The sequence below is a fragment of the Stakelama marina genome, from assembly GCF_018122655.1.
Classification (GTDB): domain Bacteria; phylum Pseudomonadota; class Alphaproteobacteria; order Sphingomonadales; family Sphingomonadaceae; genus Sphingomonas; species Sphingomonas marina.
In genome coordinates, this window is sequence record NZ_JAGRQC010000003.1 from 471763 (window position 1) to 496566 (window position 24804).

Annotated in this window: 22 protein-coding genes; 12 read left to right on the forward strand and 10 right to left on the reverse strand. The window is 65.4% G+C overall.

Going from position 1 to position 24804, the window contains the following annotated elements; translation table 11 throughout:
* Positions 1-65 precede the first annotated feature (65 nt).
* A complete protein-coding gene (gene ppc, locus J7S20_RS12115) occupies positions 66-2741 on the forward strand; it encodes a phosphoenolpyruvate carboxylase (protein ID WP_284054481.1) in 2676 nt (891 codons plus the stop codon).
* Positions 2742-2744: 3 nt separating this feature from the next.
* Here ppc and J7S20_RS12120 read toward each other — a convergent pair whose 3' ends face one another.
* Positions 2745-3149: an acyl-CoA thioesterase gene (locus J7S20_RS12120; protein WP_284054482.1), complete on the reverse strand. Its 405-nt coding sequence runs from the start codon at positions 3147-3149 to the stop codon at positions 2745-2747.
* A gap of 111 nt (positions 3150-3260) precedes the next feature.
* Between J7S20_RS12120 and J7S20_RS12125 the strand changes: the two genes are divergently transcribed.
* Together J7S20_RS12125 and J7S20_RS12130 are read left to right on the forward strand one after the other, a co-directional pair.
* Positions 3261-3671, forward strand: coding sequence for a glycine zipper 2TM domain-containing protein (locus J7S20_RS12125; RefSeq protein WP_284054483.1), 411 nt, complete (start codon positions 3261-3263; stop codon positions 3669-3671).
* Between the two features lie 129 nt (positions 3672-3800).
* Positions 3801-4022: a hypothetical protein gene (locus J7S20_RS12130; protein WP_284054484.1), complete on the forward strand. Its 222-nt coding sequence runs from the start codon at positions 3801-3803 to the stop codon at positions 4020-4022.
* Here the strand turns inward: J7S20_RS12130 and J7S20_RS12135 are convergent, their stop codons facing one another.
* The 3 genes from J7S20_RS12135 to J7S20_RS12145 all read right to left on the reverse strand — a co-directional run bounded on the left by J7S20_RS12135 (position 4023) and on the right by J7S20_RS12145 (position 6182).
* Positions 4023-4340 carry an MliC family protein gene (locus J7S20_RS12135; RefSeq protein WP_284054485.1) on the reverse strand — a complete coding sequence of 106 codons (318 nt, stop codon included), beginning with the start codon at positions 4338-4340 and terminating at the stop codon, positions 4023-4025.
* 175 nt (positions 4341-4515) lie between these two features.
* On the reverse strand, positions 4516-4857 hold the full coding sequence (locus tag J7S20_RS12140; protein ID WP_284054486.1) for a DNA primase: 342 nt from the start codon (positions 4855-4857) through the stop codon (positions 4516-4518).
* A 98-nt stretch (positions 4858-4955) separates the two neighbouring features.
* A complete protein-coding gene (locus J7S20_RS12145) occupies positions 4956-6182 on the reverse strand; it encodes a multidrug effflux MFS transporter (RefSeq protein ID WP_284054487.1) in 1227 nt (408 codons plus the stop codon).
* A 110-nt stretch (positions 6183-6292) separates the two neighbouring features.
* Here J7S20_RS12145 and J7S20_RS12150 point away from each other — a divergent pair, with 110 nt between their 5' ends.
* The 5 genes from J7S20_RS12150 (at position 6293) to J7S20_RS12170 (ending at position 11127) form a co-directional block, all read left to right on the forward strand.
* Entirely contained in the window at positions 6293-6802 is a 510-nt protein-coding gene (locus J7S20_RS12150) for a hypothetical protein (protein ID WP_284054488.1), read from the forward strand.
* Between the two features lie 68 nt (positions 6803-6870).
* On the forward strand, positions 6871-7824 hold the full coding sequence (locus J7S20_RS12155; RefSeq protein WP_284054489.1) for an isopenicillin N synthase family dioxygenase: 954 nt from the start codon (positions 6871-6873) through the stop codon (positions 7822-7824).
* A 150-nt stretch (positions 7825-7974) separates the two neighbouring features.
* The gene (locus J7S20_RS12160; protein WP_284054490.1) at positions 7975-9267 is read left to right on the forward strand and encodes a homoserine dehydrogenase; all 1293 of its coding nucleotides are present in this window, start codon (positions 7975-7977) and stop codon (positions 9265-9267) included.
* Between the two features lie 108 nt (positions 9268-9375).
* Positions 9376-10353 (forward strand): class II fructose-bisphosphatase, encoded by a 978-nt coding sequence (gene glpX / locus J7S20_RS12165; RefSeq protein ID WP_284054491.1) that lies wholly within the window; start codon positions 9376-9378, stop codon positions 10351-10353.
* Positions 10354-10374: 21 nt separating this feature from the next.
* Positions 10375-11127: a CPBP family intramembrane glutamic endopeptidase gene (locus tag J7S20_RS12170; RefSeq protein WP_284054492.1), complete on the forward strand. Its 753-nt coding sequence runs from the start codon at positions 10375-10377 to the stop codon at positions 11125-11127.
* On the opposite strand, the gene J7S20_RS12175 is transcribed toward J7S20_RS12170, so the two are convergent.
* The 5 genes from J7S20_RS12175 to J7S20_RS12195 all read right to left on the reverse strand — a co-directional run bounded on the left by J7S20_RS12175 (position 11099) and on the right by J7S20_RS12195 (position 17806).
* Entirely contained in the window at positions 11099-11860 is a 762-nt protein-coding gene (locus tag J7S20_RS12175) for an ABC transporter permease (RefSeq protein ID WP_284054493.1), read from the reverse strand. The genes J7S20_RS12170 and J7S20_RS12175 overlap by 29 nt on opposite strands.
* Before the next feature lie 55 nt (positions 11861-11915).
* Complete coding sequence (locus J7S20_RS12180) at positions 11916-12857, reverse strand: ABC transporter ATP-binding protein (RefSeq protein WP_284054494.1); 942 nt, start codon at positions 12855-12857, stop codon at positions 11916-11918.
* Positions 12858-12920: 63 nt separating this feature from the next.
* Positions 12921-13667, reverse strand: a complete 747-nt coding sequence (locus J7S20_RS12185; protein ID WP_284054495.1) for a DsbA family protein — start codon at positions 13665-13667, stop codon at positions 12921-12923.
* On the reverse strand, positions 13664-15022 hold the full coding sequence (locus tag J7S20_RS12190; RefSeq protein ID WP_284054496.1) for a M48 family metalloprotease: 1359 nt from the start codon (positions 15020-15022) through the stop codon (positions 13664-13666). The genes J7S20_RS12185 and J7S20_RS12190 overlap by 4 nt, the downstream gene beginning before the upstream one ends.
* Before the next feature lie 153 nt (positions 15023-15175).
* Positions 15176-17806 (reverse strand): Rne/Rng family ribonuclease, encoded by a 2631-nt coding sequence (locus J7S20_RS12195; RefSeq protein WP_284054497.1) that lies wholly within the window; start codon positions 17804-17806, stop codon positions 15176-15178.
* Between the two features lie 482 nt (positions 17807-18288).
* Between J7S20_RS12195 and J7S20_RS12200 the strand changes: the two genes are divergently transcribed.
* From J7S20_RS12200 to J7S20_RS12215, 4 genes are all read left to right on the forward strand, one after another.
* On the forward strand, positions 18289-19539 hold the full coding sequence (locus tag J7S20_RS12200; RefSeq protein WP_284054498.1) for an N-acetylmuramoyl-L-alanine amidase: 1251 nt from the start codon (positions 18289-18291) through the stop codon (positions 19537-19539).
* Between the two features lie 219 nt (positions 19540-19758).
* Complete coding sequence (locus J7S20_RS12205) at positions 19759-22281, forward strand: penicillin-binding protein 1A (protein ID WP_284054499.1); 2523 nt, start codon at positions 19759-19761, stop codon at positions 22279-22281.
* A gap of 82 nt (positions 22282-22363) precedes the next feature.
* A complete protein-coding gene (gene prfB, locus J7S20_RS12210; protein ID WP_284054500.1) occupies positions 22364-23491 on the forward strand; it encodes a peptide chain release factor 2 in 1128 nt (375 codons plus the stop codon).
* Between the two features lie 35 nt (positions 23492-23526).
* Complete coding sequence (locus tag J7S20_RS12215) at positions 23527-24261, forward strand: class I SAM-dependent methyltransferase (RefSeq protein ID WP_284054601.1); 735 nt, start codon at positions 23527-23529, stop codon at positions 24259-24261.
* 21 nt (positions 24262-24282) lie between these two features.
* Here J7S20_RS12215 and J7S20_RS12220 read toward each other — a convergent pair whose 3' ends face one another.
* Positions 24283-24735 carry a JAB domain-containing protein gene (locus tag J7S20_RS12220; protein ID WP_284054501.1) on the reverse strand — a complete coding sequence of 151 codons (453 nt, stop codon included), beginning with the start codon at positions 24733-24735 and terminating at the stop codon, positions 24283-24285.
* Positions 24736-24804: the final 69 nt, after the last annotated feature.

A 24804-nucleotide genomic window follows, 5' to 3' on the forward strand; every position in this document is an offset into this window, starting at 1 on the left:
AACTTTAGTGCGTCCGACCGCGGCTGCGGTTGACGGATGGTGCGCCGCGGTGCAGCAGGCTCTTCATGGCTAGCAATCCCTCGATCACCAACAATCCCGACATCCGCTTCCTTGGACGCATGCTCGGCGACGTCATCCGCGACTATGGTGGCGAGGATCTTTTCAAACGCATCGAATATATCCGATCGACCTCGGTCGATCGCTATCGCGGCGTTGCCGGCGCCGATGCTATCGATCCCGGACTCGACCGGCTGACGCTGGACGAGACGCTCGATTTCACGCGCGGCTTCATGCTGTTTTCCATGCTCGCCAACCTTGCCGAGGACCGGCAGGGCGTGGCGACCGAACCCGATGCCGATGTGTCGCACGCGCTCAAGCGGCTCGACGCCGACGGGATCGACCGGAAGGCGGTGCTCGACCTGCTTGCGCACGGGCTGATCGTTCCCGTGCTGACCGCGCACCCGACCGAGGTTCGCCGCAAGAGCATGATCGACCACAAGAACCGCATCGCCGAGCTGATGGCGATGAAGGATCAGGGGCTCGAGGAGACGCCCGACGGCGACAAGATCGAAGAGGCGCTGCTGCGCCAGATCGCGCTGTTGTGGCAGACCCGCGTCCTGCGCCGCGAAAAGCTCTATGTCGCCGACGAGGTCGAAACCGCGCTCAGCTATTTGCGCGACGTGTTCCTGCCCGCGCTGCCCGCGCTCTATGCACGCTGGGACCGTGCGCTGGGCGAGCGCGTGCCGAGCTTCGTGCGCCCGGGAAGCTGGATCGGCGGCGACCGCGACGGCAACCCGTTCGTCACCGCCGATTCGCTGCGCTTCGCCCTCGCGCGCGCGGCGGAAACGGTGCTCGGCTATTATCTCGAAGCGCTCCATGCGCTGGGCGCCGAGCTGTCGATTTCGACGCAGCATACCGATGTCGATCAGGCCGTGCTCGACCTTGCCGAGGCGAGCGGCGACGAGGCCGAAAGTCGCGTCGACGAACCGTATCGCCGCGCGATCTCGGGCATCTATGCGCGTGTGTCCGCGACGCACGAAAAGCTTGCCGGAAAGAAACCGCCGCGCCCCGGACCGCTGACCGGGGAAGCCTATGCCGATCCGCACGAATTTCGCGCCGATCTCGTCAAGCTCGCCCGCGCGCTGGCCGAACAGGGCGGCAAGTCGCTGTCGTCGGGCGGTGCGCTCGGCCGGCTGATCCGCGCGGTCGAGACCTTCGGCTTCCATCTCGCCACGCTCGACATGCGCCAGAATGCCGCGGTGCATGAGCGCGTCGTGTCCGAGTTGCTGAAACATGCCGGCGTCGAGGATGATTATACCGCGCTCGACGAGGATGCGCGCGTCGCGCTGCTGCGCCGCGAACTGGCCAGCCCGCGCCCGCTGACCAGCCCCTATGCCGAATATTCGGATGAAACGGCGAAGGAACTGGCGATCCTGCATGCCGCCGCCGATGCGCATTCGAAATACGGGCGCAACTGTATCAACAACTATATCATCTCGATGGCATGTTCGGTTTCCGACCTGCTCGAGGTGAACCTGCTGCTCAAGGAATCGGGGCTCTATGTGCCGGGCGAACCGCCGCAGGCGCATGTCATGGCGGTACCGCTGTTCGAAACCGTCGCCGACCTGGAAGCTGCGCCCGAGGTGATGCGCGCCTATTTCGCGCTTCCCGAAATCGCCGCGATCAACAAGGAGCGCGGCTATCAGGAAGTGATGATCGGCTATTCCGATTCGAACAAGGACGGCGGCTATCTGACCTCTACCTGGCAGCTTTCGCGCGGATCGACCGCGCTGGCGCCGGTGTTCGAGGAAGCGGGAGTCGCGATGCAGCTGTTCCACGGTCGCGGCGGCGCGGTGGGGCGCGGCGGCGGATCGGCCTTCTCCGCGATCCGCGCGCAGCCGCCGGGCACCGTCAACGGCCGCATTCGCATTACCGAGCAGGGCGAGGTGATCGCAGCCAAATACGGCACGCCGGAAAGCGCCAAGACCAATCTGGAAGTGATGGCGTCGGCGACGCTGCTCGCCAGCCTGGAACCGGTGAAGCTGTCGCAGAAGGATTACGAGCGGTTCGCGGGAGCGATGGACCAGCTCTCCGACACCGCGTTCAAGGCGTATCGCGGGCTGGTCTATGACACCGAGGGTTTTCGCAGCTTCTTCCGCCAGATGACGCCGATCAGCGAAATCTCTGGTCTGAAGATCGGATCGCGCCCCGCCAGCCGCAAGAAATCGGACGCGATCGAGGATCTGCGCGCGATTCCCTGGGTGTTTTCGTGGGCGCAGGCGCGTGTGATGCTGCCGGGCTGGTACGGCGTCGGCCAGGCGATCCAGCAGTTCGAGGACAAGGGGCTGCTGCGCGAGATGGCCGAAGGCTGGCCGCTGTTCGCCGCGACGCTCGAGAATATGGAGATGGTGCTCGCAAAGTCCGACATGGGCATTGCCGCGCGCTATGCGACGCTGGTCGAGGACGAGGCAAAGCGCGATCACATCTTCGGCCGCATCCGCGACGGCTGGCAGCAGACGCATGACGGGCTGTTGACGGTGACGCGGCAGACGCGCCTGCTCGAGCGGCATCCGCAGCTCGAGGCGTCGATTCTCCTGCGCCTGCCCTATATCGAGCCGCTCAACCTGTTGCAGATCGAACTGCTCAAGCGGCTGCGCGGCGGCGAGGAGGATCCGCGCATCGGCGAGGGCATCCTACTGTCGATCAACGCGATCGCGACGGCACTTCGCAACAGCGGCTGAGGGCTATCCGTCCGCTGCCGCAAGGAACGGCGCCGCGACCTCTTTCGGGACACGGACGATGCGTTCGGCCTCGCGGTCGATGATCGCCCAGGTCGTCACCGCTTCGACCTTCACCTTGCCGTCCGCGCCGATGAATCGCATGTGGCGGTTGAATCGCGCGCCCCTGGGCGGTTCCTCGACCCAGGTTTCGGCGGTCACCGTTTCGCCCTCGCGAACATTGCCGCGATAGTCGATCTCGTGCCGCGTCACGACCCAGATATAGCGCGCCTTGTGTTCAGGCGCGGCGACCGCATCCCAATGCGCGATCGCGACCTGCTGAATCCACGCCACCCATACCGCGTTGTTGACATGGCCCAGCTCGTCAATGTCTTCGGCGCGGGCGGTGATGGTCTGGGTGAATCGGCTCATGTCGCTGAAAATAGCGCGAAAGTTGCGTGAACGAAACGTTGTTTTGGGTTCATGCAACCGCCCCTTACCTGCGCCGGTTCTAGTCGCAGGAACGGTTGAAGGAGAGTATCCATGCGTACTGCCATGCTGAGCGCAGCCGCCGTTGCGCTGTCGCTGCCCGCCATCCCCGCTGCCGCCGCGCAGCATCACCATCATCACCGCCATGGCCCGCCGCCGCATGCAAAGGCATGGGGCAAGCGCGCCCACGATGCCGAACGCTATTATGCCGAGCGCCATTATCGCAGCGGGTATCGCCCGATCCGCTTGCGGCGCGATATGCGCGTCTATCGTGGATATGACGGCCGCTATTATTGCCGCCGGTCGGACGGCACCACCGGCCTGATCGTCGGCGCGGCGCTTGGCGGCCTGCTCGGCAACCAGCTCGGGCGCGGCGATTCGACGCTGCTGACGACCGTCATCGGCGCAGGTGCCGGCGGGCTGATCGGTCGCGAGATCGATCGCGGCAAGGTCGTCTGCCGCTGATCGCCGGAGGTCCGGAAGGGAGGGCGCGGCGCACCGGACATTATCGCGTCGCGCCCATTTTATTTACTCGCGCCTTGTTTACCATGGCGCGAAACCGGGCGTTGAGCTTTGCGGCTTAGACCGTGCGACATGCTTCCACGCCGTCCCGCACAGATTTTCCGCAGCCGCTGGTCGGCGATCTTCTGGGCCGTGGGCGTCATCTTCTTTGCGCTGACAACGATCGGGTTCGCGCCGTCCAAGGCGTCGCACCCGCCGGCCGCCAAGAAGGCCGAGCACGCCAAGCAGACCGATGTCGATGGCGCGCGGATCAACGACAAGGAAGTGAAGATGCTCGCCAACCTGATCGGCTGATCAGCCGGTCTGTGTGCAGGGGAGCGGCGGCTGATCGGGCGTCGAGAAGCTGATCTCCCCGCCCTTGCCGCGAAGCACATATTCTCCGCTGCGATAATAGATTCCCGATCCCGAGCGCTGATGGTCGAGCGTCGCGACCTGCTTTGCGCCGCGAACGACCGTCGCGGTGTCGGCGCCCTTGTCATAGCGCACGACCAGCGCCGATCCGTCGATGCAGGTGAAGCGCGCAGTGATGATATCGGCCGCGGCCTGGCCGGCATTGTTGCCGGGCGCGCTGTCGGCAGGCGGCGGTTCGGCGACATTGGTAGCTGCGGCCACGTCGCCATCGGCACCCGAATTGCCGGGCTCGGCGCGCGGCGGTGTCGCGGCGATGTCGGTCGCGGCGGCCTCGGGCGTCCGATTGTCGGGCGTGGGCGCACCGCCGCAGCCGGTCAGCAGCAGCGCCAGCAGGGTCGCCGGCGCTGCCGCGAAGAGCGGGCGGTGGAGCGCCCGGTCAGGGATTGATCGCGCTTTCGTCGCGGTCGGTCAGTTCGTCTTCGCCGATGCTGCCATCGTCGAATTCGGCCTGCACCTCGTCTTCCTTGCGGTCGGCACGGTCCTGATCGACATCCTCGTCTTCCTCGCCGAGGTCGCTGTCGGTCATCTCGATCATGTCTTCGTCTTCCTCGTCCTCCTCCGCGTCGCGGATGTCGGGATCGAGGTCGGTCTGCACGACGCCGTCGTTGCGGCCGCCGCGCGTCGTCTCGATGATTTCCGCGCGCTGGCTTTCGTCATAGCCGCGATCGTCATACCCATCGTCATTGGGGCCGCGTTCGGGAACCTTGTGTCCGCCCATAGCTATCCTCGCTTGTCTGTCGGCAGCGACGATTGGCTGCCGCATTTCCGAACGGCGAAGCCGCACTTCGCGTTCCCGCCTTCCGCGACGAATCGTCATCAGGCCGGTTGGAACATGCGGCCGCGTTCGGCGATCATTATTACCACAAAGGCGACCAGCCCGCATATCAAGAAGCCCGAATAGAGCGGCACGGTGGTGCCGTCGAACGACTGGCCGATCCACGCGCCGATCACCGCCCCGCCCATCGTCGAGACAAAGCCCTGCAGGCTGGATGCGGTGCCGGCGATCTCACCCATATTCTCCATCGCCATCGACGAGAAATTGGAGGTGGCGAGCCCGAAGCACGCCATCATCAGCGCCTGAAGGATCGCGAAGCTGACGATATTCTCCCATCCCGACAGCGCCACGAACAGGTGGATTCCGGCGATTGCGATGAGCGCGGACAGCGCCAGATGCGAGATCAGGCGCTGGCCGAAGCGCATGACGATGCGCGCGTTGAAATAGCTGCCGAGCGCCATCGTTCCCGCGACCGCGGCGAAGATGAGGACGAGCAGATTGGGCAGGCGAAACACGTCGAAGACGATCTGCTGTACCGATCCGATAAAGCCGAACAGTCCGCCCGACAGCAATGCGGCGGCAAGCGTATAGCCGACGGCATAGCGATCGCGCAGCACGATGCCATAGCCGCGCAGCAACCGGCGCGGATCGAGCGGGATGCGGTGTTCGGAAGCAAGCGTTTCGGGCATCCGCGCGAGGAACCAGACCAGCACGAGCGCGCTGACCGCCGCGATCCCGCCGAAGATGATCCGCCAGCTTCCCACCAGCAGCACCGTCTGGCCGAAGGTGGGGGCAAGCACGGGCGCGACCATGAACACGATGAAGGCGAGGCTCATCACCCGCGCCATCGCACGGCCGGCGAAACAGTCGCGGACCAGCGCGATCGTGACGACGCGGGCAGCCGCCACCGCCGCGCCGGAGGTTGCGCGCGCCAGCAACAGCAGCGCGAAGCTTCCCGAAAAGGCGGCGACGATATTGGTCGCGGCATAGGCGAACAACGCCACGGCCAGCACCGGTCGCCGCCCGAACCGGTCGGCAAGCGGGCCGTGCGCGAGCTGCGCGACTGAAAAGCCGAGCAGGAACGCGGTGATGACATATTGCCGGTGATTGGGATCGGCGACGCCCAGGCTGTCGCCGATCGCGGGCAGCGCAGGGAGCATCGAATCGATGCCGAGCGACGTCAGCGCCATCATCGCCGCGATCAACGCGACGAACTCGGCAAAGCGGATCGGCGAGCGATCGAGCGTGGTGCGGGCCTGCGGTTCCATGATGCGGTGCACCATGGCCGATAACGTTATCCGCGTCACCCAAGCATCGCTTGACCGAATCCACCGATTTGTTAGTGTATTGTGTAATTAACACACAAGTGGAGCCGGTGATGCGCCAATCGCTTTATGTCGTCCCCTTCGCGCTGCTGCTTGCGGCCTGCAACGGCTCTTCGGACGGCGATGCGACCAATGTCACCTTTTCGGCCAAGGGAGAGGGCGGCAACATGACCGCGACGGCGGACGAAAATGGCCGCGTATCGTTCAAGCTTCCCGGGTTCGAGGGATCGATCAAGCTGCCCAAATTCCGGCTCGACGCGGACAATTTCGATCTCAACGGCGTGAAACTCTATCCGGGTACGAAGATTACCGCCTTCAACGTCGACGCGAACAGCGGCGACGGTGGCAACGGCCCCGACCGCGTGCATGTGCGCTTCGACAGCCCCGCCTCGCCGCAGGTCGTGCATGACTGGCTGAAACCGAAGCTGATCGATGCTGGCTATTCGCTGGAGGACAGCGGCGCGGGGCTGAGCGGGAAGACCGACGATGGCGACAATTTCCGGCTCGAACTGTCACCGACGGGACAGGACCGGACGGCGGGCGTCATCACGATCGAAGACTGACCCTGTTCGGATGCGGGCGAAGCGACTATTGGCAAGGGCAATCTGAAACGCTTTTGCCGGAAAAGACCATGCTCGATACACCGTTGTCCGAAGTCCCGCTCGTCTCGATGAAGCAGCAGCAGGACGATCCCGAAGCCTTTGCCGCAGCGCTCGGCGGATCGTTCGAGCGGTTCGGCTTCGCGATGGTGTCCGATCACGGCATCGACGAGGCGCTCATCGACCGTGCCTGGAAGACCACCGAGCGGTTCTTCGCGCTGCCCGAGGAGGAAAAGCGCCGCTATCATGTCGAGGGTGGCGGCGGCGCGCGCGGCTATACGCCGTTCAAGACCGAGATCGCCAAGGGCGCCGAACATGTCGACCTGAAGGAATTCTGGCATGTCGGACGCGAGCTGCCGGAAGGGCACAAATACGAGCCCGACATGCCCGCCAATATCTGGCCCGACCGGCCCGAGGGCTTTCGCGAGACCTTTACCGAGCTGTTCGCGGCGTTCGATACTGCGGGCGACCGGCTGCTCTCCGCGATCGCGCGGCATCTGGGGCTGGAGCCCGACTGGTTCGATCCGGCGGTGAAGGACGGCAATTCGGTGATGCGCCTGCTGCACTATCCGCCGATCGAGGAGGACGCGCCCAATGTCCGCGCCGGCGCGCATGAGGACATCAACCTCATCACGCTGCTGCTCGGCGCCGAGGAAGCGGGGCTCGAACTGCTCGACAAGGACGGTCGCTGGCTGCCGGTGAAGCCTCCGCAAGGCGCGATGGTCGTCAATGTCGGCGACATGCTGCAGCGGCTGACCAACCATGTCCTGCCCTCGACCACGCACCGCGTCGTCAATCCGCCGGCCGAGCGCCGCGGGCATTCGCGCTATTCGATGCCGTTCTTCCTCCATCCCGCGCCAGATTTCCTGATCGAGACGCTGCCGGGCTGCGTCAGCGAGGAAAATCCGAACCGCTATCCCGAACCGATCACGGCGCAACAATATTTGCATCAGCGGCTCGTCGAGATCGGCCTCATCAAGAAATAACCGGGCCGGCCGCAACATTTCTTCGTCACCCTGAACTTGTTTCGGGGTCCTTCGTGCCGCTAGAGCATCGCCTGCTGCTGTGGGCGCGCCGTGCATGCTGAAACGAGTTCAGCATGGCGGAACGGGCCGCAACGAAATGAGGAGACCGCGATGACCGAACCGCTGCGCGTAGCGATTGCAGGCCTTGGAACTGTGGGGGCGGGTGTCATTCGCCTGCTCGATACCAATGGCGAGCTGATTGCGCGGCGCGCCGGACGGCCGATCGAGGTGGTCGCCGTTACGGCGCGCGACCGGTCGAAGGATCGCGACGTCGACCTGTCGCGCTTCAAATGGATCGACGATCCGACCGCGCTGGCGGTGGAGGCCGATGCCGATGTCGTGCTTGAACTGGTCGGCGGTGCGGACGGAACCGCGCTGGCGCTCGCTCGCGCGGCGCTGGACGCGAAAAAGAGCTTCGTGACCGCCAACAAGGCGATGATCGCGCATCACGGGTTCGAACTGGCGCAAGCGGCGGAAAGCGCGGGCGTCGCGCTGAAGTTCGAAGCCGCGGTCGCCGGCGGCATTCCGGTGGTGAAGGGACTGCGCGAGGGCGCGGCGGCGAATGCCATCGACCGCGTGTACGGCGTGATGAACGGCACCTGCAATTTCATCCTGTCGAAGATGGAGAGCGAGGGCGGCGATTTCTCCGAGGTCCTCGCCGAGGCGCAGGCAAAGGGCTTTGCCGAAGCCGATCCGAGTTTCGACATCGACGGTGTCGATGCGGCGCACAAGCTGTCGATCCTGTCCAGCATCGCCTTTGGTACGCAGCCCGCGTTCGACGATGTCGCGATCGGCGGCATTCGCGACGTCGTTGCCGCCGACATCGCAGAGGCGGCGGCGCTCGGCTATCGCATCCGGCTGGTCGGCATCGCAGAGGAAGACGGCGAAGGGTTGTTCCAGCGCGTCCATCCCTATCTCGTGCCCATGGCCCACCCGCTCGCGCATGTATCGGGTTCGACCAATGCCGTCGTCGCGGAGGGCAATTTCGTCGGCCGGCTGTTCTTCGAAGGCGCGGGCGCGGGCGACGGTCCCACCGCCAGCGCGGTCGTCGCCGATCTGATCGATATCGCGCGCGGCGAATTCGGCCCGCCCTATGCGATGCCCGTAACGGTGCTGGCGAAACAGCCGCCCGCACCGACCGGCGAACGGCGCGGCCGCGCCTATGTTCGCCTCACCGTTGCGGACAAGGTCGGCGTGCTCGCGGAGATCGCCGCGGCGATGCGCGATGCCGGTGTTTCGATCGAGGCGCTGATGCAGCGCGGCGCAATGGCCGACGGCAGCGTGCTCGTCGCCATCGTCACGCATGAGGGGCCCGAACGCTGCGTCGCGCAGGCGCTTGAAAAATTGTCGGCGTCGTCGAACCTGAAGGGCGCGCCGATGTGGATGCATATCCTGGGCGACTGATCGCGCGTCGGCTTCGCGGAACCGTAGCAATTTCCGGGCATTGCTCGACAAGTGAAGTCTGCTCCCGTATCGCCCCAGCCAGCAACAGAAGCGAGGAATGTTCGACCCATGCCGTCTAGCGCCAGCAAGAATCTCGACCGAGTCCTCGTCCTGGAAATGGTCCGCGTGACCGAAGCGGCGGCGATCGCAGCTTCCTCGCTGATCGGGCGCGGCAATGAAAAGGCGGCCGACGCCGCTGCGGTGGAGGCGATGCGCGAGGCGCTCAATTCGCTCCACATGGACGGCACCGTGGTGATCGGCGAGGGCGAGCGCGACGAGGCGCCGATGCTTTATATCGGTGAAAAGGTCGGCATCACCGACGGCGATGCGCCGTCGATCGACATCGCGCTCGACCCGCTCGAAGGCACCACGATCACGGCAAAGGCCGGTCCCAATGCGCTCGCGGTGCTGGCGATCGCCGAAAAGGGTTGCCTGCTCAACGCGCCCGATGTGTACATGGAAAAGATCGCGGTCGGCCCCGGCTATTCGAAGGGGGTGATCGACCTCAACAAGAGCGCGCGCCAGAATGTCGAGGCGGTGGCGAAGGAAAAGGGCGTCGAGCCGAACGAGATCATCGCCTGCGTTCTCGACCGCCCGCGCCATGAAAAGCTGATCGCCGAACTGCGCGAGGTCGGCTGCGGTATCGTGCTGATTCCCGATGGCGATGTGGCCGGCGTGATCGCGACGACCGATCCCGACACGACGATCGACATCTATATGGGTCAGGGCGGCGCCCCCGAAGGTGTGCTCGCGGCGGCGGCGCTGCGCTGCGTCGGCGGCCAGTTCCAGGGCCGGCTGATCTTCCGCAACGAGGACGAGCGGCAGCGCGCGCGCAAATGGGGCATCGACGACCTCGACCAGATCTACAGCCTCGAAGATCTCGCCAAGGGTGATTGCATCTTCGCCGCGACGGGCGTCACCGACGGGTCGCTGCTCGAAGGCGTCAAGCGGCTTCGCGGCGGCGTGATGACGACCGAAAGCGTCGTGATGCGCGCCAGCTCTGGCACCGTGCGCTGGGTCAAGGGCGAACACCGCCACTCGCGCTGACGGGCGGCGTTTCCGGCACCGATGGCCACCGCGCTGCTCGTACTGGCGCTGGCCGCCTATACGCTGTTCCTGAAGGGGCGGCTGGCAATCCGCCTTGGCATCGACCGCAGCGACCGTGCGGCGATGTACCGTTTCTGGGTGTGGAAGGCGGTGCTGCTGTTCGCGGCTCCGACGCTGATTTCGCTTGCGCTTCTCGGCCGACTGGGGGCGCTCGGCTACATGCCCCAATCGTTCGCCGTCGCCTCCGCCCGATTGTCGGTTGTCCCCGGCGGCTGGCGCGGCGACGCGGTGATGTTGTGGACGATGGCTGGCGGACTGATCGGCGGCGCGCTGATCGGTGTGCTGGTGGCACGGTGGCGCCGGCGGCGCGGACGCGCGCCATGGATGCTGGGCGATGTCGGCATGGTCCTGCCGCGGCACCGCGGAGAATTGCGCTGGACCTTTTTGCTGTCGATCACGGCCGGGATTACCGAGGAGCTGTATTTCCGCCTGTTGCTGCCGCTGCTGAGCGCGATCCTGCTCGGTGATGCGCTGCCGGGCTTCGCGCTGTCGCTGGTGCTGTTCGCGCTCGCGCATGGCTATCAGCGCTGGACGGGGATGCTCGGCGCGATGGTCCTGGGCGCGATCTTTACCGCGATCTATTGGCTGACCGCGAGCCTGGGCATGACGATGGCGCTCCACGCGCTCGTCGATCTCAATGCGCTCGTCCTGCGACCGTTGTTGATGGGGCTGCCAAAAAGGCCCGTCAGCTCTTCAGCCGATAGCCGCTTTTGAAGATCCACGAGATCAGCGCGAGGCACAGCGCCATGAACAGCGCGATGAAGCCGAGGCTCCACGCCACCGACACATCACCCTTGCCGAAGAAGCTCCAGCGGAACCCGCTGACCAGATAGACCACGGGATTGAACAGGCTGACCGTGCGCCACGGCTCCGGCAGCATGTCGATCGAATAGAAGGCGCCGCCGAGAAAGGTGAGCGGCGTGACGAGCAGCGCGGGGACGATCGAAAGCTGTTCGAACCCTTGCGCCCAGACGCCGATGATGAAGCCGAACAGGCTGAAGGTCAGCGCGGTCAGCAGCAGGAACGCGATCATCGCCAGCGGATGTTCGATGTGCAGGTTCACGAACAATGTCGAGGTGGCGAGGATGATGAGACCCAGCACCACCGACTTGGTCGCCGCCGCGCCGACATAGCCGATCACCATCTCCATCGCCGATACCGGCGCCGACAGCAATTCGTAGATCGTGCCGGTGAATTTGGGGAAGTAGATGCCGATCGAAGCGTTCGAAATGCTCTGCGTGAGGAGCGTCAGCATGATGAGGCCGGGCACGATGAAGCTGCCATAATCGACGCCGCCGACATTCTGCATGCGGCTGCCGATCGCGCCGCCGAAGACGACGAAATAAAGCGAGGTGGTGATGACCGGCGTCGCCACCGACTGCCACAGCGTACGCAGCGCACGCGCCATTTCAAAACGGTAGATCGCCCAGACGCCGTGACCGTTCATATCGACGCCCCCGTCCGTTCGAGACGAACCGGAGATTGATTGCGATAGATTTTCATCATGCCGCCTGCTCCTCGTCACGGTGCGAGACAAGATCGACGAAGATATCCTCGAGCGAGCTCTTCGACGTTTCGAGGTCCTTGAAGGCAATGCCGAGATCGCCGAGCTTCCTCAGCAGCGACGGTATGCCGGTATGTTCGGCGGTGGCGTCGAACGCGTAGCGCAGTCGATGGCCTTCGTCCTCCAGCGAGAGGTTCCATTCGGACAGCGCGTCGGGGACCGCGTTGAGCGGCTCGACGAGGAGGATATCCATCTCGCGCTTGCCGAGCTTTGCCATCAGCGCGGTCTTTTCCTCGACCAGCAGCAGCTCGCCCTTCGCGATCACGCCGACGCGGTCGGCCATTTCCTCGGCCTCTTCGATATAGTGCGTGGTCAGGATGATCGTAACGCCGCGTTCGCGCAGCCGCCCGATCAGTTTCCACATGTCGCGGCGGAGCGAAACATCGACGCCGGCGGTGGGTTCGTCGAGGAACAGGATATCGGGTTCGTGAGAGAGCGCCTTGGCGATCAGCACGCGCCGCTTCATGCCGCCCGAAAGCTCCATGATCTTCGACTTGCGCTTGTCCCATAGCGACAGATCCTTGAGGAGCTGCTCGATATAGGCTTCGTCGGGCGCGCGACCGAACAGGCGGCGGCTGAAGCGGGCGGTGGCGATTACCGTTTCGAACATGTCGACCGACAGTTCCTGCGGGACGAGCCCGATCATCCGGCGCGCCTTGCGATAGTCGCGGATCGCGTCATGCCCATCGACGCTGATCGTCCCGCCGCTGGGCGTCACGATGCCGCATACGATGCTGATCATCGTCGTCTTGCCCGCGCCGTTCGGGCCGAGCAGCGCGAAGATTTCGCCCCGGCGAATGTCGAGGTCGACCGACTTCAATGCCTGATGGCCGCCGTCATAGGTCTTGCTGACGCCGGAAAGTCTGAGGATCGGTTCCACGGGGTGCCCCTTTTCGCGAAACCGACAGGTAGGAACGCGTCGCCTATTCGGCAACGAAGGCGTTCAGCTTTTCGTGCGCGCGGTGTCGATCATCGACTGGAGCGAATCATAGGGAACCGCACCCGACGTTACGCGGTCGCCGATCACCCAGGACGGTGTGCCCGTCATGCCGAGTTGCCCGGCAAGCTGGAGATTCTTGTCGATCTGCTGCGCGACCCGGTCCGATCCGGCGACCTTTGCCGCGCGGTCCATGTCGAGGCCGGCCGTGCGCGCGGCGTTCATGATCGCGTCGCGCGTCACCCGCTCTGCAGCGAACAGCGTGTTGTGGAATTTCTGAAACTTGCCCTGTTCGGCGGCGGCGAGGCTCCATTCGGCGGCGGTGCGGCTTTCCTCGGTCAGGATCGGCAGCTCGCGATAGACGATGCGCACCTTGGGGTCGTTCTTCACCAGCTCGGCGATCTCGGGCAGGCTCGCGCGGCAATAGACGCAGGCATAGTCGGTATAGACGACCACGTTGACGTCGGGATTCTTGGCACCCTGCCATGCGCTGCCGAACGGATCGACGATCGCCTGCCGATTGGCGTCGATCACCTGCGCGGTCTGCTTGTCGCGCAGCCGGTCCATCGCCTCGGGCAGGATTTCGGGATTGTCGAGGACATAGTCATGGACGACCTGCTCGATTTCGGCGCGGCTGCCCAGCGAGGCGGGAAACAGCGCCTGGACCGCGACGACCGCCGCCGCACCGGCAAGCGCGGAGACGAGGATGAGCAGGACGAGGCGGAGCGGCGTGCGCGTAAGGGCTTCGATCATCGGCGGGGTAGCTTGCCCTTGTCTTTCAGTTCCTGAACCTGCGTCTGCGATACCATCATGATGTCCTGCGCGCGGAGCCAGTCGCGCGACCCCTTGTCGAGGCCGGCCATCGCGGTCTTCGCGCTGACGAGCGCCAGCACCGGGTCGCCGGTCAGGTTGGCGCGCTCGGCAGAGGCGAGCGCGGTGCGCGCGCGGTCGCCCTCGCGTTCATAGACGGTGCCGAGCTGGAGCCAGGCGAAGGGATTTTCGTCGTCGCGCGTGATCGCGTCGCGAAGCACGGTCTTCGCCTCGTCGAGATGGTCGCGATTGTCGGTCGAAACCAGCGCCTGGCCGAGCGTCGTTTCGATAAGCGGCGCATGATCGCTGTATTTCACCGCCTCGCGCAGCGGTGCGAGCGCCTGTTCGGGATGGCCGCCCTCGAACAGGATCTGTCCCTGCAGTTCGAGGAAATAGGGATTTTTCGGTTCCGACTGGACGAGCGCCTGCGCCTCCGCTTCCGCGCGGTCGGGATAGCCGGCGCGGTGATAGGCATAGGCGCGCGCATAATGCGCCGGCAGCGAATTGTCGGTCACCGGATATTTCGCCAGCACGTCGTTCATGTCGTTGACATAGCCGCGCAGCTTGGCCTGAACGAGTTCGAAGCGCTCTTCGAGCTTGGGTGGGGTCGGCTTGCCCCATGCCGACGACTGATGGAGCGTCTGCGTCAGCGCCGCCATCCGTTCGCCGGTCAGCGGGTGGCTGCGGTCGAAGCTGTTGTCCTGCGGAATGCCGAGGCGATATTCGTAATTCTGAAGCTTCTTGAAGAAGTCGAGCATCCCCTTGCCGCTGATCCCGGCGGTGTTGAGGTAGCGCGCGCCGGCCGCGTCGGCCGACGATTCCTGCGTGCGGCTATATGCGAGATATTTGCCGAGCGCCGCGCGCTGCCCGGCGGCGAGGATGCCCGCGCCCGCTTCGCCCGCGCCGGCCGCGATCGCCGCTACGCCGAGCAGCAGGCTGGCGATCGACACGCCGGTTGCGCTCTTCATGCCGCGATCGGCTAGCGGAACGTGTCCGCCGGCGATATGGCCGAGTTCGTGGGCGATGACGCCCTGAACCTCGTTGGCATTGTCGGCGGCGTCGATCAGGCCCGAATGCACGAACACCACTTGCCCGCCCGCGACGAACGCGTTGATGCTGGGGTCCTGAAGCACGATGATCTGGACATTCTTTGGCGACAGACCCGCCGCCTCGATGATCGGACGGGTCATGTCCTTCATCAGCGCTTCGGTTTCGGTGTCGCGCAGAATGGTCTGCGCATAGGCGGGCTGGACCGCGAACAGGCAGAACAGCGCGATGAGCGCAGCAAGTCGCTTCATGATCGGCTTGTCGATCAGGTCACGTCTCCGTCAGGTCCGTCCCGTCCGGTCTTGCGCCGGTACTTCCCATCTCTGGCCGCGTCCGGCTGAACTTCGGCTGAAGCCGGTCGGCGGACGCGCGGACAGATGTGTCGCGCGTCCGCCATGTCCCGATCAGCCGCCGAAGGTGCGCTGCCACCAGCCGCGACGCGGGCTGGCATCGCCGCCCTCATCGGCGTCACCTTCGCCCGCGGCGTTGTCGCCCGTGCCGGCATCGGCCGTCGTGGCGCCATCGCCGCCCTTGTCCGCAGGCGCGGTCTCCGCTGCCGGTTCGAGATCCTGCTCGACCGGTTCCGCCTTGGGCGCAGCCTTGCGCCGACGGCGCGGCTTCGGCGCGGGCGCTTCCTCGGCGCCATCCGACTCCGCTTCCTTGGCGGGGGCGTCCTCGGCGGGCGCTTCGGCCTTTTTGCGGCGGGTACGCTTTGGCTTGGGCTTTTCGGCAGGTTCGGCGGCGGCCTCTTCCGCAGGCTTTTCCGGCGTCGTGTCGGCCTTGGCGCTATCCTCTTCGGCGCGCGCCTTGGGCCGACGGCGTGTCCGCTTCGGCTTGGCCTCGGCTTCGGGAGCGGGTTCGCTTACCGGCGCCGCTTCGGCGGGCTCGGCCGGAGCCTCGGCAGGCGCTTCGGCTTCTGCCTGGCTATCCTGCTGCGATTCGTCGCTCTTCGCCTCGCCCGAATCGCCGCGATTGCGACGACCGCCGCGGCGACCGCGCCGACGACGCTTCGGCTTTTCCTGTTCGCCGTCGTCCGACGGCTGCTCGGTTTGCTTGTCTTCCTCCTCGTCGGAGTCGGAGCCGTCCGAATCGTCGTCCTGCCGCTGTTCGGCATCGCGACCGCGACCGCGTCGTCCACGCCGACGCCGGCGACGACGGCGGCCATTGCCTTCGCCTTCGCCTTCGCCTTCGCTGTCGTCGTCGCGCGATTCGGTGTCTTCCTGCTCTTCCTCGTCTTCCTCGATGAAATCCTCTTCGGGCTCCTCGATCGGGGGTTCGATGCGCGGAGCGTGCGCCGGCGGCGGACCGGATGCCTCTACCGACATCCGCGCGCCCTCGACCTCGCCATCGGACATGATCTCGACCGACACGCCATAGCGCTCTTCGATCTCGGCAATGTCGGCGCGCTTCTTGTTGAGGACGTAGAAAGCGGCTTCCTGGCTGCAGCGCAGCGTCAGCAGCGACCCGCGACCGCGTGCCGCCTCGTCGTCGAGCAGGCGCAGCGCCGAAAGCCCGGCCGAGGATGCGGTGCGGACGAGCCCGGTGCCTTCGCAATGCGGGCAGGTGACGGTGGACGCTTCGAGCACGCCGGTGCGCAGTCGCTGGCGGCTCATCTCCATCAGCCCGAAGGCGGAGATGCGGCCGACCTGGATGCGCGCACGATCGTTCTTGAGCGCCTCCTTCATCGCCTTTTCGACCTTACGGACGTTGGAATTGTGATCCATGTCGATGAAGTCGATGACGACAAGGCCCGCCATGTCGCGCAGGCGAAGCTGACGCGCGATTTCGTGCGCGGCCTCGAGATTGGTCGCGGTCGCGGTCTGCTCGATATTATGTTCGCGCGTCGACCGGCCCGAGTTGATGTCGATCGACACCAGCGCCTCGGTCGGGTTGATGACCAGATAGCCGCCCGATTTGAGCTGGACGACGGGGTGGTACATCGCCGCGAGCTGATCCTCGACATGATGGCGCTGGAACAGCGGCACCGCGTCCGAATATTGCTTCACGCGCCGGGCATGGCTCGGCATCAGCAGCTTCATGAAGTCCTTGGCCTGGCGATAGCCTTCCTCGCCCTCGACCACGACCTCGCTGATCTCGCGGTTGTAGATGTCGCGGATCGCCCGCTTGATGAGGTCGCTGTCGCCGTAAACCAGCGCGGGTGCGCTCGATTTGAGCGTCTGTTCGCGAATCCCGTCCCACAGCCGCGCGAGATAATCGAAGTCGCGCTTGATCTCGGTCTTGGTGCGCTGCAGCCCGGCGGTGCGGACGATGCAGCCCATCGTCGGCGGCAGCTTCAGCTCCGCCATGATGCCCTTCAGCCGCTTGCGGTCGCCCGCGTTCGAGATCTTGCGGCTGATCCCGCCGCCATGCGCGGTGTTGGGCATCAGCACGCAGTAGCGGCCGGCGAGCGACAGATAGGTGGTCAGCGCGGCGCCCTTGTTGCCGCGTTCTTCCTTCACGACCTGGACGAGCAGCACCTGACGGCGGCGGATGACGTCCTGGATCTTGTAGCGCTTGCGCAGCGACATACGGCGCTGGCGCAGCGCCTCGGCCGCGCTTTCCTTGTCGCCCTTGCCCTTTCGGCGTCCGCGGCCGCGCTTGGCGTCGCCTTCCGAATCGTCCGAAGCCTCGGCGTCTTCGTCGCCCTCATTCTCGTCGTCGTGCGAGCGTTCGACCAGTTCGACGGCGCCGTCGCCATCGTCCTCGTCGACCTCTTCCTCGGCGCGCAGCGCGGCTTCCTCGGCGGCGTGTTCGGCCTCTTCGGCGAGCAGCGCGTCGCGGTCTTCCTTGGGGATCTGGTAATAGTCGGGGTGGATTTCGCTGAAGGCGAGGAAGCCGTGGCGGTTGCCGCCATAATCGACGAACGCCGCCTGCAGCGACGGTTCGACGCGGGTTACTTTCGCCAGATAGATATTGCCCTTGAGCTGCTTTCGCTCGGCGGACTCGAAATCAAACTCCTCGATTCGGTTTCCCTTGACGACAGCCACGCGGGTTTCCTCCCGGTGACGTGCGTCGATCAACATACGCATGGTCATTTATGATTCTCCGGGCGCGCCGGCCGAAAGTCCCCGGCGGCGCGCGATCAACAGTAAGGGCAGGGCGGAAAAACCTCCGGCCTGCGGTCTTGAACTCGTGAAATGCTGCTGCTGCCGGGGCGCGAGCGGACCGATGGTCCGACGCTTCCGCCGCCGCGCGTCCGAACTGTGGAACGCTATTGTGCGGGCGGAACGGAACTTGCCACATGCAGCTTCAACCTGAATGACCGCTCACACGCGGGAATTCGCGGTGCGCGGGGAAATTTGGCCGGCGACTTCCGCGATTTCGCGGTGCCGGTACCCGTTGCCTAGCACCCGCGCCGCGGCGCGGCAACACTGTCGCGAAACCGGCAACATCCTGCCGCCCGGCGGCAACGCTTTGCCGATTATGGCTTACGCGCCATTAACCGCATCGCTTCACCGCACCTTGAAATGACCGCTGCCAGACATGGTGCATGGACTGGGTAAGCGGAATCTTCAGCATGCTTTTTGGCTGGACCGGCGCACTTTCAACGCGGCATATCGGACGCGTGGGCATTCTTCTGGCAATTCTCGCGGGCTGGTTCACCGGCACGCCGGGCTGGGCGTCGACGATCCAGGACATTCGCGTGCACAATGACCGGATCGTCATTCGCTTCGACGGGCGGGTCAGCGATGCCAGCGCCTTCATGCTCGACAGCCCGCGCCGGATCGCGGTCGATGTCGGCGGCGCGGACCCGGGGCGCAAGCCGGTTGTCGGCGGCCCGGTGGCCGATGTCCGCCAGGCGTCGCATGGCGGGGATTCGGCGCGCGTCGTGTTCGACCTGTCGCGCCCCGCGATCGTCACGCGAGGCGATTTCGGCAGCGACGGCCATACGCTCACCCTGGCGCTGCGCACCGTCGACGATGCCCGGTTCGCGAGTGCTGCGGCGCAAGGCAGGTTGCGCTTCCTGCCGCCGTTCAGTTTCGGGCATTCCAGTCGCGACCGCGGATACAGCGTTTCGGTGCCCGTTCCCGCCGTGCACCGTTCGGCGGCATTGCCGCATGTCTATGGCGACGATCCCAGCCGGCCGCTGGTCGTGATCGATGCGGGGCATGGCGGGCACGATCCCGGCGCGATCGGCGTCGATGGCCTGCGCGAGAAGGATATCACGCTCAAGACCGCGCTCGCGATCAAGGACGAGCTGCTCAAATCGCACCGCGTCCGCGTCGCGCTGACGCGCGAGGACGACCGCTTCCTCGTCCTGCGTCAGCGCTTTGCGATCGCGCGCAAGCTGGGCGCCGATCTGTTCATCTCGATTCACTGCGACAGTGCGGCCAATCCCGACGCGACCGGGGCGACCGCCTATACGCTGTCCGAAGTGGCGTCGGACAAGGAAGCCGCCCGGCTCGCCGCGCGCGAGAACAAGGCCGACATTATCGCCGGGGTCGATCTCGACGACGAACCCGCCGATATTTCCTCGATCCTGATCGACCTGACGCAGCGCCAGACGATGAACGCCTCATCGGGATTCGCCCGGCTGCTGGGGCGCGAGGCGAAGCCGCTGATCGCGACGAAGGACAATTTCCACCGCATGGCGTCGCTGATGGTGCTCAAGGCGCCCGACATGCCCTCGATCCTGTTCGAAACCGGCTATATCTCGAACCCGCACGACGCCGCGTTCCTCAATTCGACCGCCGGCCGCGAAAAGATCGCCGAGAGCGTGCGCCACGCGGTCGAGATCCATTTCGCCAAGCAATACGCCTCTCGCTGACAGTTTCGGCGCTTGAGCGACAGACGGACCGGCAAGCGCGGGAAATCCTGTTGCGGCTTGTGACCCCTGCCGGGGCGGTGCGCCTTTTGGCCGATGGCCGCGTCGCGCGTCGGCTCCGGTGCCTTGGCATCGCATCCTGCTTGCTTCTCGCCACAGGCCAAAATTCGCACTGTGCCGGGCATTGCCGTTTGCGCGCGCAGGCCGTAGACCCCGCTCGATATGTCCGAAAGTGAATCCTCGACCGTCAGTTTCCGGTTGCGTCGCGAGATTGGTGGATTGCGGGGCGGTTTCCAGCAGATTCGCCACCGCTGGTGGTTCCGTATCCTTGCCTGGCTGGCGCTGCTTGCTGGGATCGGCGCCTTTGCGCTGTGGTTCTTCCTCGCGCGCGACCTCCCCTCGGTCGATCAGCTCAAGCGGTACGAACCGCCGCTGCCGACGCAGGTCCGCGCGATCAATGGCGAGCCGGTGCATTCCTATGCCCGCGAGCGTCGCATCGTGCTCAGCTATGACGAATATCCGCCGCTGCTCGTGCGCGCCTATATGGCGGCGGAAGACCGCACCTTCTTTTCGCATCACGGTGTCGACCTTCCCGGTATCGCATCGGCGATGTGGACCAACCTGACGCATCACGGACGACCGGTCGGCGCGTCGACGATCACCCAGCAGGTGGCGAAGAACCTGCTGCTGACGAACGAGGTCAGCTATGTCCGCAAGGCGAAGGAGGCGATCCTCGCCTGGCGTATCGAGGATGCGCTGACCAAGCAGCAGATCATGGAGCTGTACCTCAACCAGATATTCCTCGGTCGCAATGCTTACGGCGTCGCCGCGGCGAGCCGCGCCTATTTCGGCAAGGACCTGAAACAGCTTTCGCTCGCGCAGATGGCGTATCTGGCGATCCTTCCCAAGGGGCCGGCCAATTACGACCCCGACCGCAGCCCCGACCGTGCGCTGGCGCGGCGTAATTGGGTGCTGGGCGAGATGCTGAAAAACGGCTTCATCACCCAGGCGCAGCATGACGAGGCGGTGGCGCAGCCGCTCGGCACGATCCGGCGGCGGATTTCGCGCTACGACCGCGTCGGCGGATATTTCATCGAGGCGGTGCGCCGCCAGCTGATCGACAAATTCGGCGAAACCGCCAAGGACGGACCGCACAGCGTCTATGCCGGCGGGCTGTGGGTGCGTACCTCGCTCGACCCGAAGCTGCAGGGCTATGCACAGCAGGCGCTGCGCGACGAGCTGGTCCGGTTCGAGCGCGGTCGCGGCTGGACCGGCCCGATCCGCGAAGCCGATATCGGCGACGATGGCGACTGGCGCGGCGCGTTGCTCGGCACCAATATCGGCATCGACTATGACGACTGGCAGGCGGCGATCGTCATTTCCAAGTCCGACGGCACCGCAAATATCGGCTTCGCCAATGGCAAGACCGGCGATCTGCCGCGCGGCAATGCGACGATGCCCGTGCGCGGCAAGGGCGGTGCGGCGTTCGACGCGCTGAAGCCCGGCGACGTGATCGCGGTTTCGCCCGATGGCGGCGACTGGGCGCTGGAAAGCATTCCCAAGATTTCGGGCGGCATGATCGTCGAGGACCCGAGTTCGGGCAGGATCATGGCGATGCAGGGCGGGTTCGATTCGCGCATCCAGGCGTTCAACCGCGCCTTGCAGGCCGAGCGCCAGCCGGGTTCGACGATCAAGCCGATCGTCTATACCGCCGCGCTGGAACAGGGCATGACGCCCGCGACGATCATCATGGATGCACCCTTTTGCGTCGAACAGGGCGCGAAGCTGGGCCGCAAATGCTTCCGCAACTTCGCCAACGAGCGTGCCGGCGGCGCGCGGACGATGCGCTGGGGCATCGAGCAGTCGCGCAACCTGATGACGGTGCGCGCCGCCGCGCAGACCGGCATGGATCATGTCGTCGACATGATCCAACGGCTAGGAGTGAGTTCGAAGAAGCTGCCGCCCTATCTTTCCTACTCGCTTGGTGCCGGCACGACGACGGTCGAGCGGATGGTCAACGCCTATTCGATGCTCGTGAACCATGGTCGCGAGCTGAAGCCGACGCTGATCGACTATGTGCAGGACCGGCACGGCAAGGTGATCTGGCCCGAGCATTGGCGCGCCTGCGATCGTTGCAACGCGCCCGACTGGGACGGCAAGGCGATGCCGCGCCCGGTGGTGCGGTCGAAACAGGTCGTCGATGCGATGAGCGCCTATCAGATGGTCCATATTACCGAAGGCGTCATCAAGCGCGGTACCGGCGTGCGGCTGCGCAGCCTCGACCGGCCGCTCATGGGCAAGACCGGTACGACCTCCGGCCCGACCGACACCTGGTTCGTGGGCGGCAGCCCGCAGATGATCGGCGGCGTCTATGTCGGTTACGACACACCGCGGCCGATGGGACATTACGCGCAAGGCGCCACCGTCGCCGCGCCGATCATGAAGCAGTTCCTCGAAAAGGCGCTCGACGGATTGCCCAAGGTGCAGTTCCGCGCCCCCGCCGGCATCCGCATGGTCCGCATCGACCGGCGGACGGGCAAGCCGGTGTTCGGAACCTGGCCGTCGGGCGATCCGCTGGCGCCGGTGATCTGGGAAGCGTTCAAGCCCGAGACCGAGGGGCGCCGCACCGCGCATAGCGACGAACAGACCGACCAGAACAAGCAGCCGGTGAAACGCACCGCGCAACCAAAGGCGGAGACGCCTGGTGACAGCGATTTCTTGCAGCGCGAGGGCGGCATCTACTAGCAGCAGCCGTCCGCCCCCATATCGGGCGCGATTGTGCGGGCGGGGGACCCTGCTCGCGAAAATGTGATTTGGAGAAAGCGACATGCGCGCCGAAGCGCAGGCTCATGCGGATACGATCAACGAGGCGCTGGCACTGTTGCGGCGCTTCCTCGACTGGGACAAGGCGCTCCGCCGCCTCGACGAGCTCAACGCGCGCGTCGAGGACCAGTCGCTGTGGGATGACCCGAAACAGGCGCAGGAGGTGATGCGCGAGCGCCAGCGGCTCGATGCCGCGATCACCGCGACGCGCGATATCGAAAGCGAGCTGAAGGACACCGCCGAGCTGATCGAGATGGCCGAGGCGGAGGGCGATGACGAGATGGCGGCCGAAGGCACCGCCGCGCTGGAGGCGCTCGCCAGGCGGGCCGAAAAGGACAAGATTCAGGCACTGCTCGCCGGGGAGGCCGACAGCAACGATACCTATATGGAGATCAATGCCGGCGCGGGCGGCACCGAGAGCCAGGACTGGGCCGAAATGCTCCAGCGCATGTACACGCGCTGGGCGGAGCGGCGCGGCTACAAGGTCGAACTGATCGACTATCATGCCGGCGAACAGGCGGGCATCAAGTCGGCCACGCTGCTCCTCAAGGGCGAGAACGCCTATGGCTATGCCAAGACCGAAAGCGGCGTGCACCGGCTGGTGCGTATTTCGCCCTATGACAGCTCGGCGCGGCGCCATACGAGCTTTTCGAGCGTCTGGGTCTATCCGGTGATCGACGACAATATCGATGTCGAGATCAACGACGCCGATCTGCGCATCGATACCTATCGCGCATCGGGTGCGGGCGGACAGCACATCAACACGACCGATTCGGCGGTGCGCATCACCCACCTGCCCACCGGCATCGTCGTGCAGTGCCAGAACCAGCGTTCGCAGCACAAGAACCGCGCCGAGGCCTATAACCAGCTCCGCGCGCGTCTTTACGAACGCGAACTCGCCGAGCGCGAGGCCGCGGCGAACGCGCAGAATGCGACGAAGACCGATATCGGCTGGGGCCACCAGATCCGGTCCTATGTCCTCCAGCCCTATCAGCTGGTGAAAGATCTTCGCACCGGCATGACATCGACATCGCCCTCGGACGTGCTCGACGGCGATCTGGACCCGTTCATGGCGGCTGCGCTATCGCAGCGGGTGACCGGCGAAACGGTCGAGGTGGAGGACGTCGATTGAGACTTGCCCGTGGCGCATTGCTGATCCCCGCCGGGATGCTGCTTGCGCTTGCGGCATGCGATGGCGGCCCACCGCACGTCCCCGAACAGCATGACAGCGCCGGCCCCTTTCCCAAGGCCGACCGTCCCGTCGCCAATATCGTGTCGAGCCGCTGGTCGAACGAAGAGGCGCGCGACCGGCTGAACGAGGCCGGCGACGTGATGGACAAGTCGGGCATCAAACCCGGCATGACCGTCGCCGATATCGGCGCGGGCGAAGGCTATTACACGATCCGCCTGTCGAAGCGCGTCGGGCCGAAAGGCCGTGTGCTGGCCGAAGATATCGTTCCCGCCGTGCGCGATGCACTGGCGCAGCGCGTCGCGCGCGAACGGCTCGACAATGTCAGCGTGCGGCTGGGCGAACCGGCCGACCCGAAACTGCCCGACAACAGTTTCGACCGCGTGTTCATGGTCCACATGTATCACGAGATCAAATCGCCCTATGAATTTCTGTGGCACGTCCGGCCGTCGCTGCGCCCCGATGGGCAGGTGATCGTGGTCGATGCCGACCGCCCGACACAGGATCATGGCACGCCGCCCGCGCTGCTGAAGTGCGAATTCAATGCGGTCGGCTATTCGCTCGTGCGGATGGAGAACATGCCTTCGGCGGGCGGCTATATGGCGGTGTTCACGGCGAAGGGACCGCGACCGAAACCGGCTGATATCCGCCCTTGCCGGCTTGCTGCGCACGAGGAAGCGGGTGCTGGCGCCACGGGGCATTCGACGACCTGACGACGCACGGCGTGGGTCGTCCTAGAGCAGCCCCAGCGCGGAAAAGCTTCGTATCTCCGCCCGTGTCACGATCCAGTGATCGACGACGCGTACCCCGAGCGGGTGGAGGACGCGCGCCAGCATTCGGGTCGCGGCGATGTCGCCGCGGCTCGGCTGCGCGTTGCCGCTGGGATGGTTGTGCGCGACGGCGACCGCGTTCGCGCCGAATGCCAGCGCATCGCTTGCGACCGTTCGCAGCGGCACCTCCGCCCGGTCGACCAGTCCGCCGCGGATATAGCGCGCACCGACCAGCCGAAGCCCGTCCGCGAAATAGGCGAAGGCCGCCACCTCGCTGCGTTCCCCGGCGAGGTTCCCGAACATCGGTCCCACCGCTTTCCCCAGCGGAATCAGGGCTATGTCGGCATTCGCCATCATGACGCCATCATGCCACTGCCCCGGGCGGCCGCCGCGAAGAACCGTGTTCGCTTCGGACAATGTTTCATCCGATTCGGATTCGATTGGTGCTGCATCTGTTCGCGCGGGCGCAGCGCGGTTAAGACGATC

Coding starts and splice junctions, on each gene's coding strand:
- J7S20_RS12170 (WP_284054492.1), top strand. CDS start 10,375: ATGGCCACCGCGCTGCTCGTACTGGCGCTGGCCGCCTATACGCTGTTC.
- J7S20_RS12205 (WP_284054499.1), top strand. CDS start 19,759: ATGTCCGAAAGTGAATCCTCGACCGTCAGTTTCCGGTTGCGTCGCGAG.
- J7S20_RS12200 (WP_284054498.1), top strand. CDS start 18,289: ATGCTTTTTGGCTGGACCGGCGCACTTTCAACGCGGCATATCGGACGC.
- J7S20_RS12155 (WP_284054489.1), top strand. CDS start 6,871: ATGCTCGATACACCGTTGTCCGAAGTCCCGCTCGTCTCGATGAAGCAG.
- J7S20_RS12175 (WP_284054493.1), bottom strand. CDS start 11,860: ATGAACGGTCACGGCGTCTGGGCGATCTACCGTTTTGAAATGGCGCGT.
- J7S20_RS12150 (WP_284054488.1), top strand. CDS start 6,293: ATGCGCCAATCGCTTTATGTCGTCCCCTTCGCGCTGCTGCTTGCGGCC.
- J7S20_RS12130 (WP_284054484.1), top strand. CDS start 3,801: ATGCTTCCACGCCGTCCCGCACAGATTTTCCGCAGCCGCTGGTCGGCG.
- ppc (WP_284054481.1), top strand. CDS start 66: ATGGCTAGCAATCCCTCGATCACCAACAATCCCGACATCCGCTTCCTT.
- J7S20_RS12125 (WP_284054483.1), top strand. CDS start 3,261: ATGCGTACTGCCATGCTGAGCGCAGCCGCCGTTGCGCTGTCGCTGCCC.
- J7S20_RS12145 (WP_284054487.1), bottom strand. CDS start 6,182: ATGGAACCGCAGGCCCGCACCACGCTCGATCGCTCGCCGATCCGCTTT.
- J7S20_RS12215 (WP_284054601.1), top strand. CDS start 23,527: ATGCTGCTTGCGCTTGCGGCATGCGATGGCGGCCCACCGCACGTCCCC.
- J7S20_RS12160 (WP_284054490.1), top strand. CDS start 7,975: ATGACCGAACCGCTGCGCGTAGCGATTGCAGGCCTTGGAACTGTGGGG.
- J7S20_RS12190 (WP_284054496.1), bottom strand. CDS start 15,022: ATGAAGCGACTTGCTGCGCTCATCGCGCTGTTCTGCCTGTTCGCGGTC.
- J7S20_RS12185 (WP_284054495.1), bottom strand. CDS start 13,667: ATGATCGAAGCCCTTACGCGCACGCCGCTCCGCCTCGTCCTGCTCATC.
- J7S20_RS12140 (WP_284054486.1), bottom strand. CDS start 4,857: ATGGGCGGACACAAGGTTCCCGAACGCGGCCCCAATGACGATGGGTAT.
- J7S20_RS12195 (WP_284054497.1), bottom strand. CDS start 17,806: ATGACCATGCGTATGTTGATCGACGCACGTCACCGGGAGGAAACCCGC.
- J7S20_RS12120 (WP_284054482.1), bottom strand. CDS start 3,149: ATGAGCCGATTCACCCAGACCATCACCGCCCGCGCCGAAGACATTGAC.
- prfB (WP_284054500.1), top strand. CDS start 22,364: ATGCGCGCCGAAGCGCAGGCTCATGCGGATACGATCAACGAGGCGCTG.
- glpX (WP_284054491.1), top strand. CDS start 9,376: ATGCCGTCTAGCGCCAGCAAGAATCTCGACCGAGTCCTCGTCCTGGAA.